The sequence below is a fragment of the Rhodoferax sp. BAB1 genome (genome assembly GCF_013334205.1).
In the GTDB taxonomy this organism is placed as follows: domain Bacteria; phylum Pseudomonadota; class Gammaproteobacteria; order Burkholderiales; family Burkholderiaceae_C; genus Hylemonella.
In genome coordinates, this window is sequence record NZ_CP054424.1 from 2,577,047 (window position 1) to 2,589,688 (window position 12,642).

Annotated in this window: 13 protein-coding genes, 1 tRNA gene and 2 riboswitches; of the genes, 9 read left to right on the forward strand and 5 right to left on the reverse strand. The window is 63.2% G+C overall.

Translation table 11 applies throughout. The features are described 5' to 3' along the window. Nucleotides 1-27: 27 nt before the first annotated feature. From HTY51_RS12335 to HTY51_RS12350, 4 genes are all read left to right on the forward strand, one after another. Nucleotides 28-324: a hypothetical protein gene (locus HTY51_RS12335; RefSeq protein ID WP_174253000.1), complete on the forward strand. Its 297-nt coding sequence runs from the start codon at nt 28-30 to the stop codon at nt 322-324. Nucleotides 325-393: 69 nt separating this feature from the next. Beyond that, a tRNA-Ser gene (locus HTY51_RS12340) sits at nt 394-483 on the forward strand. A 457-nt stretch (nt 484-940) separates the two neighbouring features. Then, nucleotides 941-1,633, forward strand: a complete 693-nt coding sequence (locus HTY51_RS12345) for a hypothetical protein (RefSeq protein ID WP_174253001.1) — start codon at nt 941-943, stop codon at nt 1,631-1,633. Between the two features lie 30 nt (nt 1,634-1,663). Continuing rightward, nucleotides 1,664-2,278 carry a Fic family protein gene (locus tag HTY51_RS12350; RefSeq protein ID WP_174253002.1) on the forward strand — a complete coding sequence of 205 codons (615 nt, stop codon included), beginning with the start codon at nt 1,664-1,666 and terminating at the stop codon, nt 2,276-2,278. A gap of 268 nt (nt 2,279-2,546) precedes the next feature. Here HTY51_RS12350 and HTY51_RS12355 read toward each other — a convergent pair whose 3' ends face one another. The 3 genes from HTY51_RS12355 to HTY51_RS12365 all read right to left on the reverse strand — a co-directional run bounded on the left by HTY51_RS12355 (nt 2,547) and on the right by HTY51_RS12365 (nt 5,531). Then, complete coding sequence (locus HTY51_RS12355) at nt 2,547-3,221, reverse strand: hypothetical protein (RefSeq protein ID WP_174253003.1); 675 nt, start codon at nt 3,219-3,221, stop codon at nt 2,547-2,549. 258 nt (nt 3,222-3,479) lie between these two features. After that, on the reverse strand, nt 3,480-4,475 hold the full coding sequence (locus HTY51_RS12360) for a tripartite tricarboxylate transporter substrate binding protein (RefSeq protein ID WP_174253004.1): 996 nt from the start codon (nt 4,473-4,475) through the stop codon (nt 3,480-3,482). A gap of 18 nt (nt 4,476-4,493) precedes the next feature. Beyond that, nucleotides 4,494-5,531 (reverse strand): amidohydrolase family protein, encoded by a 1,038-nt coding sequence (locus tag HTY51_RS12365; protein ID WP_254606875.1) that lies wholly within the window; start codon nt 5,529-5,531, stop codon nt 4,494-4,496. Nucleotides 5,532-5,624: 93 nt separating this feature from the next. On the opposite strand from HTY51_RS12365, the gene HTY51_RS12370 reads away from it, so the two are divergent. Beyond that, entirely contained in the window at nt 5,625-6,569 is a 945-nt protein-coding gene (locus tag HTY51_RS12370; protein ID WP_174253006.1) for a LysR family transcriptional regulator, read from the forward strand. 53 nt (nt 6,570-6,622) lie between these two features. Here HTY51_RS12370 and HTY51_RS12375 read toward each other — a convergent pair whose 3' ends face one another. Next, on the reverse strand, nt 6,623-7,525 hold the full coding sequence (locus tag HTY51_RS12375) for a LysR family transcriptional regulator (protein WP_174253007.1): 903 nt from the start codon (nt 7,523-7,525) through the stop codon (nt 6,623-6,625). Nucleotides 7,526-7,596: 71 nt separating this feature from the next. Between HTY51_RS12375 and HTY51_RS12380 the strand changes: the two genes are divergently transcribed. Genes HTY51_RS12380 through HTY51_RS12395 form a run of 4 tightly spaced genes read left to right on the forward strand, consistent with a single transcriptional unit; the run spans nt 7,597 to nt 10,869 of the window. After that, nucleotides 7,597-8,922, forward strand: coding sequence for a sulfatase (locus HTY51_RS12380; protein WP_174253008.1), 1,326 nt, complete (start codon nt 7,597-7,599; stop codon nt 8,920-8,922). A gap of 45 nt (nt 8,923-8,967) precedes the next feature. Beyond that, nucleotides 8,968-9,948 carry a tripartite tricarboxylate transporter substrate binding protein gene (locus HTY51_RS12385; RefSeq protein ID WP_174253009.1) on the forward strand — a complete coding sequence of 327 codons (981 nt, stop codon included), beginning with the start codon at nt 8,968-8,970 and terminating at the stop codon, nt 9,946-9,948. A 49-nt stretch (nt 9,949-9,997) separates the two neighbouring features. Further along, complete coding sequence (locus tag HTY51_RS12390) at nt 9,998-10,588, forward strand: glutathione peroxidase (protein WP_371733816.1); 591 nt, start codon at nt 9,998-10,000, stop codon at nt 10,586-10,588. A gap of 14 nt (nt 10,589-10,602) precedes the next feature. Further along, the gene (locus HTY51_RS12395; protein ID WP_174253010.1) at nt 10,603-10,869 is read left to right on the forward strand and encodes a cupin domain-containing protein; all 267 of its coding nucleotides are present in this window, start codon (nt 10,603-10,605) and stop codon (nt 10,867-10,869) included. Between the two features lies 1 nt (nt 10,870). Here HTY51_RS12395 and HTY51_RS12400 read toward each other — a convergent pair whose 3' ends face one another. Next, nucleotides 10,871-12,142: a D-amino acid dehydrogenase gene (locus HTY51_RS12400; RefSeq protein ID WP_174253011.1), complete on the reverse strand. Its 1,272-nt coding sequence runs from the start codon at nt 12,140-12,142 to the stop codon at nt 10,871-10,873. Nucleotides 12,143-12,197: 55 nt separating this feature from the next. Continuing rightward, a riboswitch (glycine riboswitch) is annotated at nt 12,198-12,302 on the reverse strand. Further along, a riboswitch (glycine riboswitch) is annotated at nt 12,303-12,392 on the reverse strand. Nucleotides 12,393-12,642: the final 250 nt, after the last annotated feature.

Here is a 12,642-nt window from a genome sequence, read left to right on the forward strand (position 1 = left end):
ACCCCAGCTCAGAGGAGTGCCGTACCCATGTCTTTCGCCCGCACCGCCGTCACGCGCAAGCAAACCGCCCTGTCGGACCACCGCCAGACCTTCGAGGAACTGTGCGCCTGGATCGAAGCCCATCTGGATGAGCCCATCGGCTGGCAGGAACTCATGGCCAGGAGCGGCCTGGACCACCAGACGCTCAACGCGCTCTTCTTCAAGTTCCTGAGCACCACGCCCATGGCCTGGATCCGCAAGCGCCGCGGGCTCGGTCAGGCGGCAGCCCTGCCCCGCCCGGCCCCCTCGCACCGCCTGCTGCGTACCGCCGCCGCCCAGGCCTGAACGGCTTGGGCGCCCCCCGGGCGCCAATGAGCCCTTGGCACGCTGCTACAATACGCGCTCCACAAAGCCGGAGAGGTGGCAGAGTGGTCGAATGTACCTGACTCGAAATCAGGCGTAGTGGCAACACTACCGTGGGTTCGAATCCCACCCTCTCCGCCAAAAGACCAACCCCGCGCATGCGGGGTTTGTTTTTTGCGGGTCGGGTGGGTGAGAAGCCACGTGGTTCGCTCTGAAACAGTCCGGGGGACTGTTTCAGGACGCGCACAGCGCGGGGGCGTAGCCCCGAGAAATTCGCGCCAGACGAATTTCGAGCAATCCCACCATCTCCGCCAGACGCGCAGTAAACACGGGCCCCTAGGCCCGTTTTACTTTTTACACATAGATAACCGACTCCAAGCAATCAACCTGAGTGCAAACGCCCGTACACCCGGGTTAACCCTGATCCCAAAAAAAGAGCCATGTGAATGCATACAGCGCTCGCATTTTAGTAGCGCAAATTGACAGCAGTTTCTAAGGCATATCCATGTATGGGGGATATGTAATACGTATTGCGGAACAGTCGTGTGGGGACAATAATTAAATAGGCTCTATCGCCTCGCCTCAACAGGAGACCACTATGAGTGCTGCGTCGATTAGTTCCGACGTCATTCGCGTTGTACGTGTTGAGTACAGCCAGATCAAGTCTGATAACAGGAATGCGTCTCTAAACACGTTTACTCTTCGGAGTCTGCTCTTCCTATCCCCCGCCAAGCTGATCAATGCTTTGTCTGCGACCATTGGCAAGATCGTAGCTGGCTGGATAAGTAGCGCAACTGCGCGCGTGCAAGCTCACGTCATGGTCTTTCAGTCAATCAAGATCCAACTGTTGGAAGAAGGACTGAACGCGAGTCCAGAAGAAACAGTTGTAGTGCTTACGAATCTTGGCAAACTCGAGACAGCTCTTCTTGAAAACATTCCTTCATTCAGCCGAGTCGCTGTATCACTGCGAAAAGTGAATCCACATTCGAAGGTGGCGTTCGAGTTTGACAAGCTCGCGGTTGCGACGCAAGAGTTGTATGTGCATGTGCTGGATGTGCATCACATCTTCATCGGCGCAAAAAGTGCACTCGGTCGCACTTGGGAGGCTGCTGTAGCCTCCTCACGCGAAAACTTCCAGAAAGTCGCATCAAGTATTGACTCCGTCGAGAATGAAGACCTAGATCCAGAGTTGCTAGCGCTTGCTGAGCAGGCAGTAGTCGCATCTGAACAAAAGGGGAGAACTAATGATCCCCATTGGGCCAAGAATTTGGCGAAGAGCCAACTTCACTAATCCTCTTGCCTAATGGGGCACGAGGACTGCTTGGGCTGGGAATATAAGGGCCACCCCCAGTTCAATTCCGTCGTTGACGAGTGTGCCGCGATACTTGATGAACTGAAGAAAGATTCTCAGTCCCATCAAGGTGCGTTGAGCGATACACGGCCGACTCACAGCAGGATGTTTACAAAAGTAACGCCTGCTGCCTGCCAATATTTGGCGGGGAACTACCGCGGCTCGCATCACCCCTGCCTGACCACTTATAGAGTACAGGTCGGCCCTCACATTGGCACCGCACCGATACAGGTGGACGCCTTCATGCAGGCTTTCCACGTCGATCTAGCGGGAGCGCTGCAGAAACTAGATACGGCTGCTGCCGATGCTAAGAAGCCTGGGGAAAAGGCAAAAGTGCTACAGAAAATTGTGGCCGTTTGTGCAGCGACCCTAGAGCGCTTTCTAACGATTCACCCTTATGCGAACGGCAATGGTCATACCGCTAGACTGCTTATATGGATACTGCTCGTTCGCTACGGCCGTATCCCGGTGCGATGGACACTCGAAAAAAGCCCGCCTGGATACGGCGATCTCATTCAGAAGTATCGGTGCGGCGATACAAAGCCATTGATGGTATTCATTCTCAGTGCAATTATCGGCGCCTGAACTCCCAGGGCGCGGTGGGAACCACATTGGAAAAAATCGAATCGCCGAAGGTACCCGAGAGCCGTCTCGAAATTTGTATAGTGCGGCACCTCCTCACGCTTAGCGTGTTATCAATGTGGCATTCAGGTATCCATCAGCAGGGATCGCCACGATGCCTACAAATGGTGTCTTGCATCACATAAGGGCCCTGCATTCGCGGTGGGTTCGAATCCTGCGGCATCCACCTTGCCTATGTCACGGCAGGGTGACCGTTCCTCTTGGCCATCGATTAAAACTTGTCTTTCCAAGGACGTGTATTTTGTCTGCGCAACTTTTCCAGCGCTTTGTCATACCGTGCTTTTGTGGCCGTTTGTCGGTAATCACCTTCTAGCCATTCGAAAACAAGTTGAGCCGGCAGAAATTGAGGGGCGAAATCAGAATACTCCATACCCTCACCAAAGCTCCCACCTATCTGGAACCTTGTCCTGGCGGCGACCTCAACGGTTTCTGATGTATCCATTGCGGGATCAGAGGTCGTGACCCTCAGAGGAATCTTTTTGCCGTCGGGTAACTTTAGATATGCGCTAGCCTGCTTCAATGGTCGATGGCTATTGTTGAACCCAAATAGCTGAGTCGACGACATGGCGTAGTGAAAATGCTTCGGATCGCTTTCATCTTGACGTGACATTATTCTGATAAAAAGCGGACGTGAGTCCCAAGAGATTCCCTGCCACAGCAAGTTTTTTAGTCCACTGAAACTTAACCTACGTCGATCGGGCTTGAAATAGATCACTAAGAGCAATGTCGCGAGTCCGGGCCATATCGCCCATGCAGGCATCCATCTCTTCAATGCCTCAAACTCACCAGGCAATGGGAACAGAACGTTCCAAATATCAATCGCGACAAAAGCCGCAACCAATAGAGCAAGAATCCTTTGGCTGATGGTTCTCGTTGCCGTATTCATTCCGTTCCTTTTCTTATCTTGGCTACTAATCCAAGGTGCATGGCGGCCTTTCGTGCAACATCTAGAGTGACAAAGGGCTCACCAAATATACAGTCCGTCAATTGAATGTGTAGGCATCCCTGTAGGCATCGCGTCAAGAATCAGGCTGCAACCTGCGTCAGTGTTGGATTGGCGGGGTTCCCCCTCTCCGCCAAAAGACAAGCCCCGCATTGCGGGGCTTTGTTTTTTGTGGCGCCAGCGAATCCGGCCAGCGCTGTCCTAATCGAGCTTGGCGCCCGAGTCCTTGATGACCTTGGCCCATTTGACGGTCTCGGCCTGCATCAGCTGCGCCAGCTGTTCCGGTGTGCTGGTCAGCGGCTCCAGGGCGGCCGCGGCAAAACGCTCGCGTGTTTCGGGCAGGCGCAGCACGGCGGTGATCTCGGCATTCAGCCGCGCCACCACGGCCGGCGGTGTACCCGCCGGGGCCAGCACGGCAAACCAGCCGTTGGCCTCGAAGCCCGGCACGCCGCTTTCTGCCAGCGTGGGCATCTCGGGGGCGAGCGACGAACGCTCCCTGCTCAGCACGCCGATCACCTTGATGCGGCCGCTCTTGAGTTGCGGCCGGATGGACGCGATATCGGCGATGGCCAATTGGGTATCCCCCGACATGACGGCCATCACCGCAGGCGCGCTGCCGCGGTAGGGAACGTGCAGGATGAAGCTGCCGGTGGTGGCCTTGAGCAGCTCGCCCGAGAGGTGCATGGCCGTGCCATTACCGCCCGACGCGTAACTGAGCTTGCCGACCTGCGCCTTGGCCAGGCTGATCACGTCCTGCACGTTGTTCGCCGGCAGTGCCGCGTTGGCCACCAGCACAAAGGGGCTGGTGCCGAACAGGGTGATGGGGGCAAAGTCACGCGCCGGGTTGTAGGGCAGGTTGGCGTAGAGCGTGGGATTGGCGGTCAGCCCGCCGGCCGACGCCAGCACGATGGTGTAGCCATCGGCTGGTGACTTGGCCACCAGGTCCAGGCCCAGGCCACCGCCCGCCCCGGGCTTGTTGTCCACCACCACGGGCTGGCCCAGGCGCTCGGCCAGCCGGGGGGCCACGATGCGGGCAGCGGCGTCGCTGCTGCCCCCGGCCGGGAAGGTGACGATCAGGCGGATGGGTTTGGCCGGCCAGGCGGCCTGTGCCCAGGCCATGCCGGTGGCACAGGCCAGGCCCAGGGTAGACAGGCCCAGCACGAGCAGGCGACGCAGCGGATTCAGTCGGGATGTCATGGTGTCTCGCTCCTCGGGTTACAGCTTGAAAATGGTCTCGGCATTGGTCTGGAAAAACATCTTCTTGTGCTCGTCACTCAGCGCCATGCCGTCCATGGCGGCCACCTCGTCGGCCACGTACTGGTAAGGATAGTCCATGGCGTACATCACGCGGTCGTGCCCCATCTGCTCCTGCACGAAACGGATGGCCGGCTCCCAGGGCATGCCGCTGGTGGTGTAGTAGAAGTTCTCGCGCAGGTAGTCGCTGGGTTTTTTCCGCAGCGGCCGCACACCCTCGCTGCGGTTGGAGCGCACGATGCCGGCGTGCATGAAGTCCATGCGGTAGAGCCAGTAGGGCAGGCCTTCACCCAGATGCCCGAGCACGAACTTCAGGCGGGGGAAGCGGTCGAACACGCCGCTGACGATGAGGCGCATCACGTGCAGGCCGGTCTCGGCCGCAAAGCCGTAGATGGCGGCGTCCAGGCAGCGCGACAGGAAGGGCTCCACCATCTGCGGCGAGGGCGTATTGGGATGGAGGTACACCGGCACATCCAGCGCCTCGGCAGCAGCAAAGATGTCCCAGAACTTCTCGTCGTCCAGATACTCGCCCTGGGTGTGGGAGTTGATCACCACGCCCTTGAGGCCCAACTGCTGCACGGCGCGCTCCAGCTCCTTTGCGGCGGCCTGCGGCGCCTGCGGCGCCACCGCGGCGAGCCCGGCAAAACGCGTGGGGTGCTGGCGTATCGTGGCGGCCAGGTGGTCATTGGTCGAGATGGCCAGTGCCGTGGCGGTGGGCGCGTCAAAGATCTGCACGCCGGGCGAGGTCAGCAGCAGCAGCTGCATGTCGATCCCGCAGGCGTCCATGTCGGCGAGGCGGCGCGCGCCGGTGTCCTGGATGCGCTCGTACAGATCACGTGCCCGCGGCGACTGGCTCTGCCCGAAGAAGCCCCACAGGCTGTAAAAACCCGGGTCTTGCAGCGTGCGGCTCTCCAGGACCTTGCCGTACATCTGCATCATCTCCGGTGTCGCCCAGCCTTCTTCGGTGGCGATACGTTTGTAGGGACGGGGGGTGCTCAAGTGGGGGTCTCCTGTGTCGGTCTGGAGACGATTGGAGGGCAAGGCGATTGGTTTGTAAATCGAAACTTTCCGAATCATTTATGATTTTTCAGAATGAATCAAGCAAACCCTGCGCACGCCTTCTCGCCCACGCTGCGGCAATTGCGCGCCTTCCTCTCGGTGTATCGCCTGCGCAAGCTCAGGGCGGCGGCCGACCAGCTGTTCGTCACCCAGTCGGCCATCAGCGTGCTGATCCGCCAGCTCGAGGACGGCCTGCAGACCCGCCTGTTCGACCGCACCACACGCTCACTGGCGCCCACCCAGGCGGCGCACGAGGTCGCCGTGATGGCCGAGCGCATCCTGCGCGACGTGGACGCCCTGAGCACGACCTTTGGCGACCTCAGCGGCCTGCGCCGCGGCCGCGTGAGCCTGACCATCACGCCCACCCTGGCCGGCATGCTGCTGCCCGAGGCGATCCGCGCCTTCAGCCAGCAACACCCCGAGGTGCAGGTGGTGGTGGACGACTGCGCGCCCGAGCAGTTTTCATCGCGCGTGCTGGGCGAGCATGTGGACTTCGGCATCGGAACCCCCGAGCGTGCCGGCGGCGAACTGGAACTGCAGACCCTGATGCGTGACCAGCTCTGCCTGGTCTGTCCACCCGACCATGCGCTGGCGGCCGTGAAGACCTTGCGCTGGAGCCACCTGCAAGGCCACCGCGTGATCGCCGGACGTCCGGGCTACGGCGTGCGCCAGCTGGTGGATCTGGCAGCGGCGCAGGCCGGCGTCACGCTGCAGGTGGTGAACGAGGTCTCCTTCCTCTCCACCGGCCTGTGGATGGCGGCCAGCGGCATGGCGCCCTGCATCATGCCCTCGGCCTATGCCAGCTATTCGCACTACCGGGAACTGGTGGTCAAGCCCCTGCACGCGCCCAAGGTCTCGCGCGACCTCTATGTCGTGACCAAAAAAGGGCGCTCCCTGCCCGCCGCCTGCCAGGTCTTCCTGGACACGCTGCGCGCGACCCTGGCGCCAGGCGGTACCCGCAAGCGTCGCACCGGCTGAGACCAGGCTGACGCCATTCGAAGCGCGCCAGGGCTGCGGGGTGGTTGCGCGTCTCACACCCCCGCGGCGTAGCCCAGGATGACCTCTTTCATTTCGACAAAACCCGGGTCCTCCAGCAGCGTGCTGCGACACCAGAGGTAGATGGGCCGCGGCTGCGGCGGCACCGCGAGCTTGAGCTCCACCAGCGGGAAATGCGCCTGCAGCAGGCGCATGGGGAAATGCGGCAGCACCGAGAGATGCGCACCTGCGCCCAGGATGCGCAGCAGCATGAAGGCCTCGCCCAGCACGGTGATCTCGGTGCGCGTGCTGCCCACGCCGGCGGCCGTCAGCATCTCGCGCACGGCCTGGTCAAAGGGCGAGGCCGTGCCCAGGCTGATCCAGGACATGCCGTCCGCCGCGCCCGGCTCGATCCGGCCTTGAACTGCCAGTGGGTGCGAGCGCCCGCAGAACACGCCCAGGTCATCGGGCACCAGCAGAAAACGCTCGATGCCAGGCGGCGGCTTGTCCAGCCAGGAAGGCGCGATCACCAGATCGTGCCGGCCGTCGATGAGCTGTTCCACCAGCAGGTGCGGGCGGTCGCTCTGGATGCTCAATGCGATGTCCGGAAAACGCTGCAGCAAGACCTGCGTGAGGCCGGGCAGCAGGGCCGCGCCCACGATGGGCCCGCTGCCCAGGCGCAGCTGCTTGCGCAGCCCGCTGCGGTGGCGGGCGCTCACCTCCGCCGCGTCCTGCAGCCGACGTGCAATGGCCCGCCCCTCGCGCGCCAACATCTCACCCAGCGGGGTGCTGCGCACGCCGAAGCGGCTGCGCTCGAACAAGGTGCCACCGGCCTGCATCTCCAGGGTCTGCATGTTGTGCGTCAGCGTGGGCTGGGTCAGGTGCAGGTGGCGGCTGGCCTGGGTGATCGAGCCCTTTTCCAGGATGGTGGCCAGTTGGACCAGATGGCGCGGATCCATATGTTTTCTTTATTTCAATATGACAAGTTTCAATTTTACAAATGGTCTAGCCTTCCCTAAGCTCAGCCCTCATGTCCTCCAAACCCAATCTGATCTACATCGTCTCGGACGACCTCGGCTACGCCGACCTGGGCTGTTACGGCGGGCGTGAGGCCGGCTTCGGCCCCGTGTCCCCGCACATCGACGCCCTCGCAGCCGGCGGCCTGCGCTTCACCGAGGGCTACTCGAACTCCCCGGTCTGCTCGCCCACCCGCTTCGCCCTGATGACCATGCGCTACCAGTACCGCCTGCGCGGCGGCATGGAAGAGCCCATCAACAGCAAGAGCAAGGGCAGCACCACCCTGGGCCTGCCGACCGACATGCCCACCCTGCCCTCGCTGCTGCGCGAGGCCGGTTACGCGACCGCCCTGGTCGGCAAGTGGCACCTGGGTTACCCACCCACTTTCGGTCCGCTGCGCTCGGGCTACGACGAGTTCTTCGGCATCATGGCCGGCGGGGTGGACTACTTCACCCACTGCTCGGGCAAGGGCGACCATGACCTCTACCTTGGCGAAGCGTCACACCGCGAGGTCGGTTACCTGACCGACGTGCTGTCGGACCGCGCGGTGGACTACGTTCAGCGCATGGCGCCACAGGCCAGGGACGGCAAGCCCTTTTTCCTGAGCCTGCACTACACCGCGCCCCACTGGCCCTGGGAAACACGCGACGATGCGCAGATCGCCGCCGGACTGGGCAACCTCTTCCACCTGGATGGCGGCAATGTCGAGAGCTACCGCCGCATGATCCACCACATGGACGAAGGCATCGGCCGGCTGGTGGCCGCGCTGCGCGACACCGGTCAACTCGACAACACGCTGATCGTCTTCACCAGCGACAACGGCGGCGAGCGTTTCTCCGACAACTGGCCCCTGGTCGGCGGCAAGATGGACCTGACCGAAGGCGGCATCCGTGTGCCCTGGATCGCGCACTGGCCAGCCGTGATTCCGGCTGGCAGCCTCAGCACCCAACACTGCATGACCATGGACTGGTCAGCCACGCTGCTGGCCCTGGGCGGCGGCCAGCCGCGCGCGGACGTCCCCATCGACGGCGTCTCGCTGGCTGCCGTGTTGCAAGACCCCACACACACCTTCGAGCGCCCGCTCTACTGGCGCATGAACCACCGTAGCCAGCGCGCCCTGCGCCGGGGCGACTGGAAGTACCTGAAGGTGGACGAGAACGAGTACCTGTTCAACATCACGGCCGACGCCCGCGAGCGTGCCAACCTGGCGGCCAAGCACCCCGAACGCTTTGCTGCCCTGCGCAAGGACTGGCTGGCCTGGGAAAGCACCGTGCCCGCCATTCCAGAAGATGCTGCCGTGAGCCTGGGCTATTCCTACAAGGACATGCCGCAGCGCTGAGTGGCCCTTCATCCCAATCCAACAAAACCAGACGAGGAGTACCCCATGACTTTCACTACCGCCGCACGACGCACGGCCCTGATCGCTGGCCTGCTGGCGTTCACCGCCCCCTGGGCCGCCGCCCAGGCCTGGCCCGAAAAATCCATCAAGCTGCTGGCGCCGTCCACCGCCGGCGGCCCGCCCGACGTGTATGCCCGCGCGCTGGCCGACCACCTGGCCAAGGCGCTGGGCCAGCCCGTGGTGGTGGAGAACGTGCCTGCGGTCGGCGGCATGATCGCGGCCCAGCAGATCCAGCGCGCGCCGGCCGACGGCTACACCCTGCTGGTCAACACCGCCGGCATGATGACCATCACGCCCAATGCCAATCCCAAGGCCCGCTACCAGGGCGCCGACTTCACGCAGATCTGCCAGGGCGTGGAGGCGGCGCTGGTGCTGGCCAGCCACCCGAACCTGGGCGCGAAGAACTACAAGGAACTCTCGCAGTGGGTGCAGGCGCAGAAGGCGCCCCCGACCTACTCGTCCTATTCGCCCGGCTCGCCGGCCCACTTCCTGGGTTACCAGTTCAGCGAAGCCCTGAAGACCGAGATGACGCACATCCCCTACAAGAGCAGCCCGCAGCAGATCACCGACATGATCGGCGGCGTGGCCCCGCTGGGTTTTGTGCAGATCGCCACAGCCAACCCCCACATCAAGGCCGGCAAGCTCGTGGCCTATGCCACCACCGGCGAGCAGCGCGCGCCGCAGCTGCCCGATGTGCCCACGGTAGGCGAGGTGGGCCTGCCCCAGCTGGCCACCACGGTCTGGTTCGGTTTCTCCGGCCCGAAGAACCTGCCGCCGGCCATCGTCCAGCGCCTGAGCGATGCGCACCAGCAGATCACGGCCAACCCCGAGTTCAAGACCCGCATGCTCAATGCGGGCCTGAGCGTCTCGCCCGACCTCTGCGGTGACAGGTTCCTGCAGAAGATGAACCGCGAGTCCGAGCGCTGGGCCCGCATCGTCAAGGCCACGGGTTTCGTGGCGGACTGATCCGACCACCTGCGCGGCAGGGTTACGCCGCCTGACTGAGAATGGGCGCATGACTTCCATGCGTCCTTTTCTTTTGCTGGCCCTGTCCAGCCTGGCCGCAGCCCTGCTGCCCATCAGCAGCTACGCCCAGACCGTCAAGCCTGCGGCAACCTCCTGCCCTGCCCTGCTGCAGCACCAGTTCCCCCGCCTGCAGGACGACGCGCCGCAGAACCTCTGCCAGTACGCCGGCAAAGTGCTGCTGGTGGTGAACACCGCGAGCTACTGCGGTTTCACCAAACAATACGAAGGGCTGGAGGCGCTGTATGCCAAGTACGAGAAACGCGGCCTGGTCATCCTGGGTTTTCCGTCCAACGACTTCGGCCAACAGGAACCGGGCGATGCGAAGCAGATCGCCGACCTCTGCTTCAACACCTATGGCGTGAAGTTCCCCATGTTCGACAAGACCGGCGTCGTGGGCCCCCGGCGCAATGCCCTGTACACCCAGCTCCATCAGGCCACCAAGGCCGCGCCCGAGTGGAACTTCCACAAGTACCTGATCGCGCGCGACGGCAAGACCGTGAGCAGTTTCGCCAGCGCCATCGAGCCGGGCCACCGCACACTGGTCTCGGCCATCGAAGCGGCCTTGCAATCCAAACCCTGAAAGCAGGTCGGCCCATGGACTCCAGCAACTTCACCCTGGAACTGCAGCGTGAGGGTTACGGGACCATCACCACCGTCACGCGCGAGCCCGACGGTTTTCTCGACACCCACACCCATCCCTTCGAGGCGAAGGCCCTGATCCTCAGCGGGGAGATCTCTCTCGTCTGCCATGGACAGGAGCGGCTGTACCGGCCCGGCGAGGTGTTTCACCTCGCGCCGGCAGAGCCGCACAGCGAGCGTTACGGCCCGGCCGGCGTGACTTACCTGGTCGGGCGCAAGTAGCTCAGCTCGGCTGCGACAGCACCGAAGCCGACACACGCACGCCGGGCGCCGTGCCCACATAAGCCTGCTGCACCACCCCGGCCACCATGTCGGCCGTGACGGCCGAGAGTGTCCAGCCCAGATGGCCGTGGCCCGTGTTGTAGAACACATTGGCGGCACGACCGCGGCCCACGCGCGGCATCATGTCCGGCATCATGGGGCGCAGGCCGGCCCAGGGCACGACCTGGCGCGTGCTCACGCCGGGGAAGCACTGGTTGACCCAGTCCACCAGCGGGCGGATGCGGTCGGCCCGGATGTCCTTGTTGTAGCCGTTGAACTCAGCCGTGCCGGCGACGCGGAAGCGGTCGGCGCCCAGGCGGCTGGTCACAAGCTTGGTCTCGTCGTCCAGCAAGCTCACCATCGGTGCGGCGGCCTGGCTCTGCGCATCGGGCAGGTTGACGGTGATGGAATAACCCTTGACCGGGTAGACGTTGACGCGGTCACCCAGCTGCGCGGCAAAGCTGCGGCTGAGCACGCCGGCGCAGACCACCACACCATCGAAGCGGTGCGTCTGCGGCAAACCATCCACGCGCGCGGTCACGCTGGCGCTGCGGCCATCGCTGCCGAGTTGCTGCACCTCCTGCCCGTACAGGGTGCGCACGCCCAGGCGCTCGGCCGCGGCCGCCAGGCCCACGGTGAACTTGTGGATGTCGCCGGTGGCGTCGCTCTCGGTGTAATAACCCCCGTAGTAGCTGCCGGCCAGGGTGGGTTCGATGGCGCGCATTTCCTCGGGGGTCACCGCGCGCCGCGGCAGGCCGCCGGCGGCCAGCAGCTTCGAGACCTCGCCCGCATGGTCGAAGCCCTTCTGGTCACGGTAGATGTGCAGGATGCCCTGACGCTTGAGGTCGAAGTCCACGCCCTCGGCCTCGGCCCAGGCAAACAGGTGCTCGCGCGCGGCCACAGCCAGCTGGGCGGTGGCGATGGTGTTGCGGCGGTAGTTCGGGATGCTGGCGATGAACTCGGCGAACCAGCTCAGCTTGTGCCAGCCGGGTTTGGGGTTGACCAGCAGCGGCGCATCGCTCCTGAGCATCCACTTGAGGCCCTTGAGGATGGTGGAGGGGTGGTTCCAGACCTCGGCATTGGAGGCGGAAAGCTGGCCGCCGTTGGCGAAGGAGGTTTCCATCGCCGCGTAGCGGTGTTTCTCGAACAGGGTGACGGCAAAACCGCGTTTGGCCAGGGCGTAGGCAGTGGTGACGCCGGTGATACCGGCGCCGATGACGGCGATCGACTTCATGAGGACAGGCTCCAAACGTCATAGGGGGTGGGTGCCCCGCACACCATGTGCGAAACACGCCCCCTCTGTTTGGTACCTGAGAGATTCACGCAACCGTGTCGGCTGCGCTTGCTCCTGCGGTGGGCCGGGTGACGACATCCGGCCGCTCTTCAGAGTGTGAACTTCCCTTTCGGTCCTTTTGCCTGAGAGTTTCCGGGGCGGTTGCTCCTTCGGCGCTGCCAGCTGCGGCAGTCTCTCCCGATCGGGTCTGGCCACTTGCGTGACCTGCCTGCATTCTAGCGCGCTCCGGCCAGACCCGCGCCTTGTGCAACAGGATGTGAGCGTTGGCCCGTCGCGTTAACAAATGCACACGTTCTGCGGCCCGGGCCCCGGGTCCGGGCCGCGGCGCTTAAGGTCCGCTTAATTCGCCCCCGCCAAGATCAGCACCCATGCACAGGCTCGATGGAGCCGCAAGGAGCAAGCATGCTGGCCCTGGCCATGTCCCCTCACAGTTCAGGTTT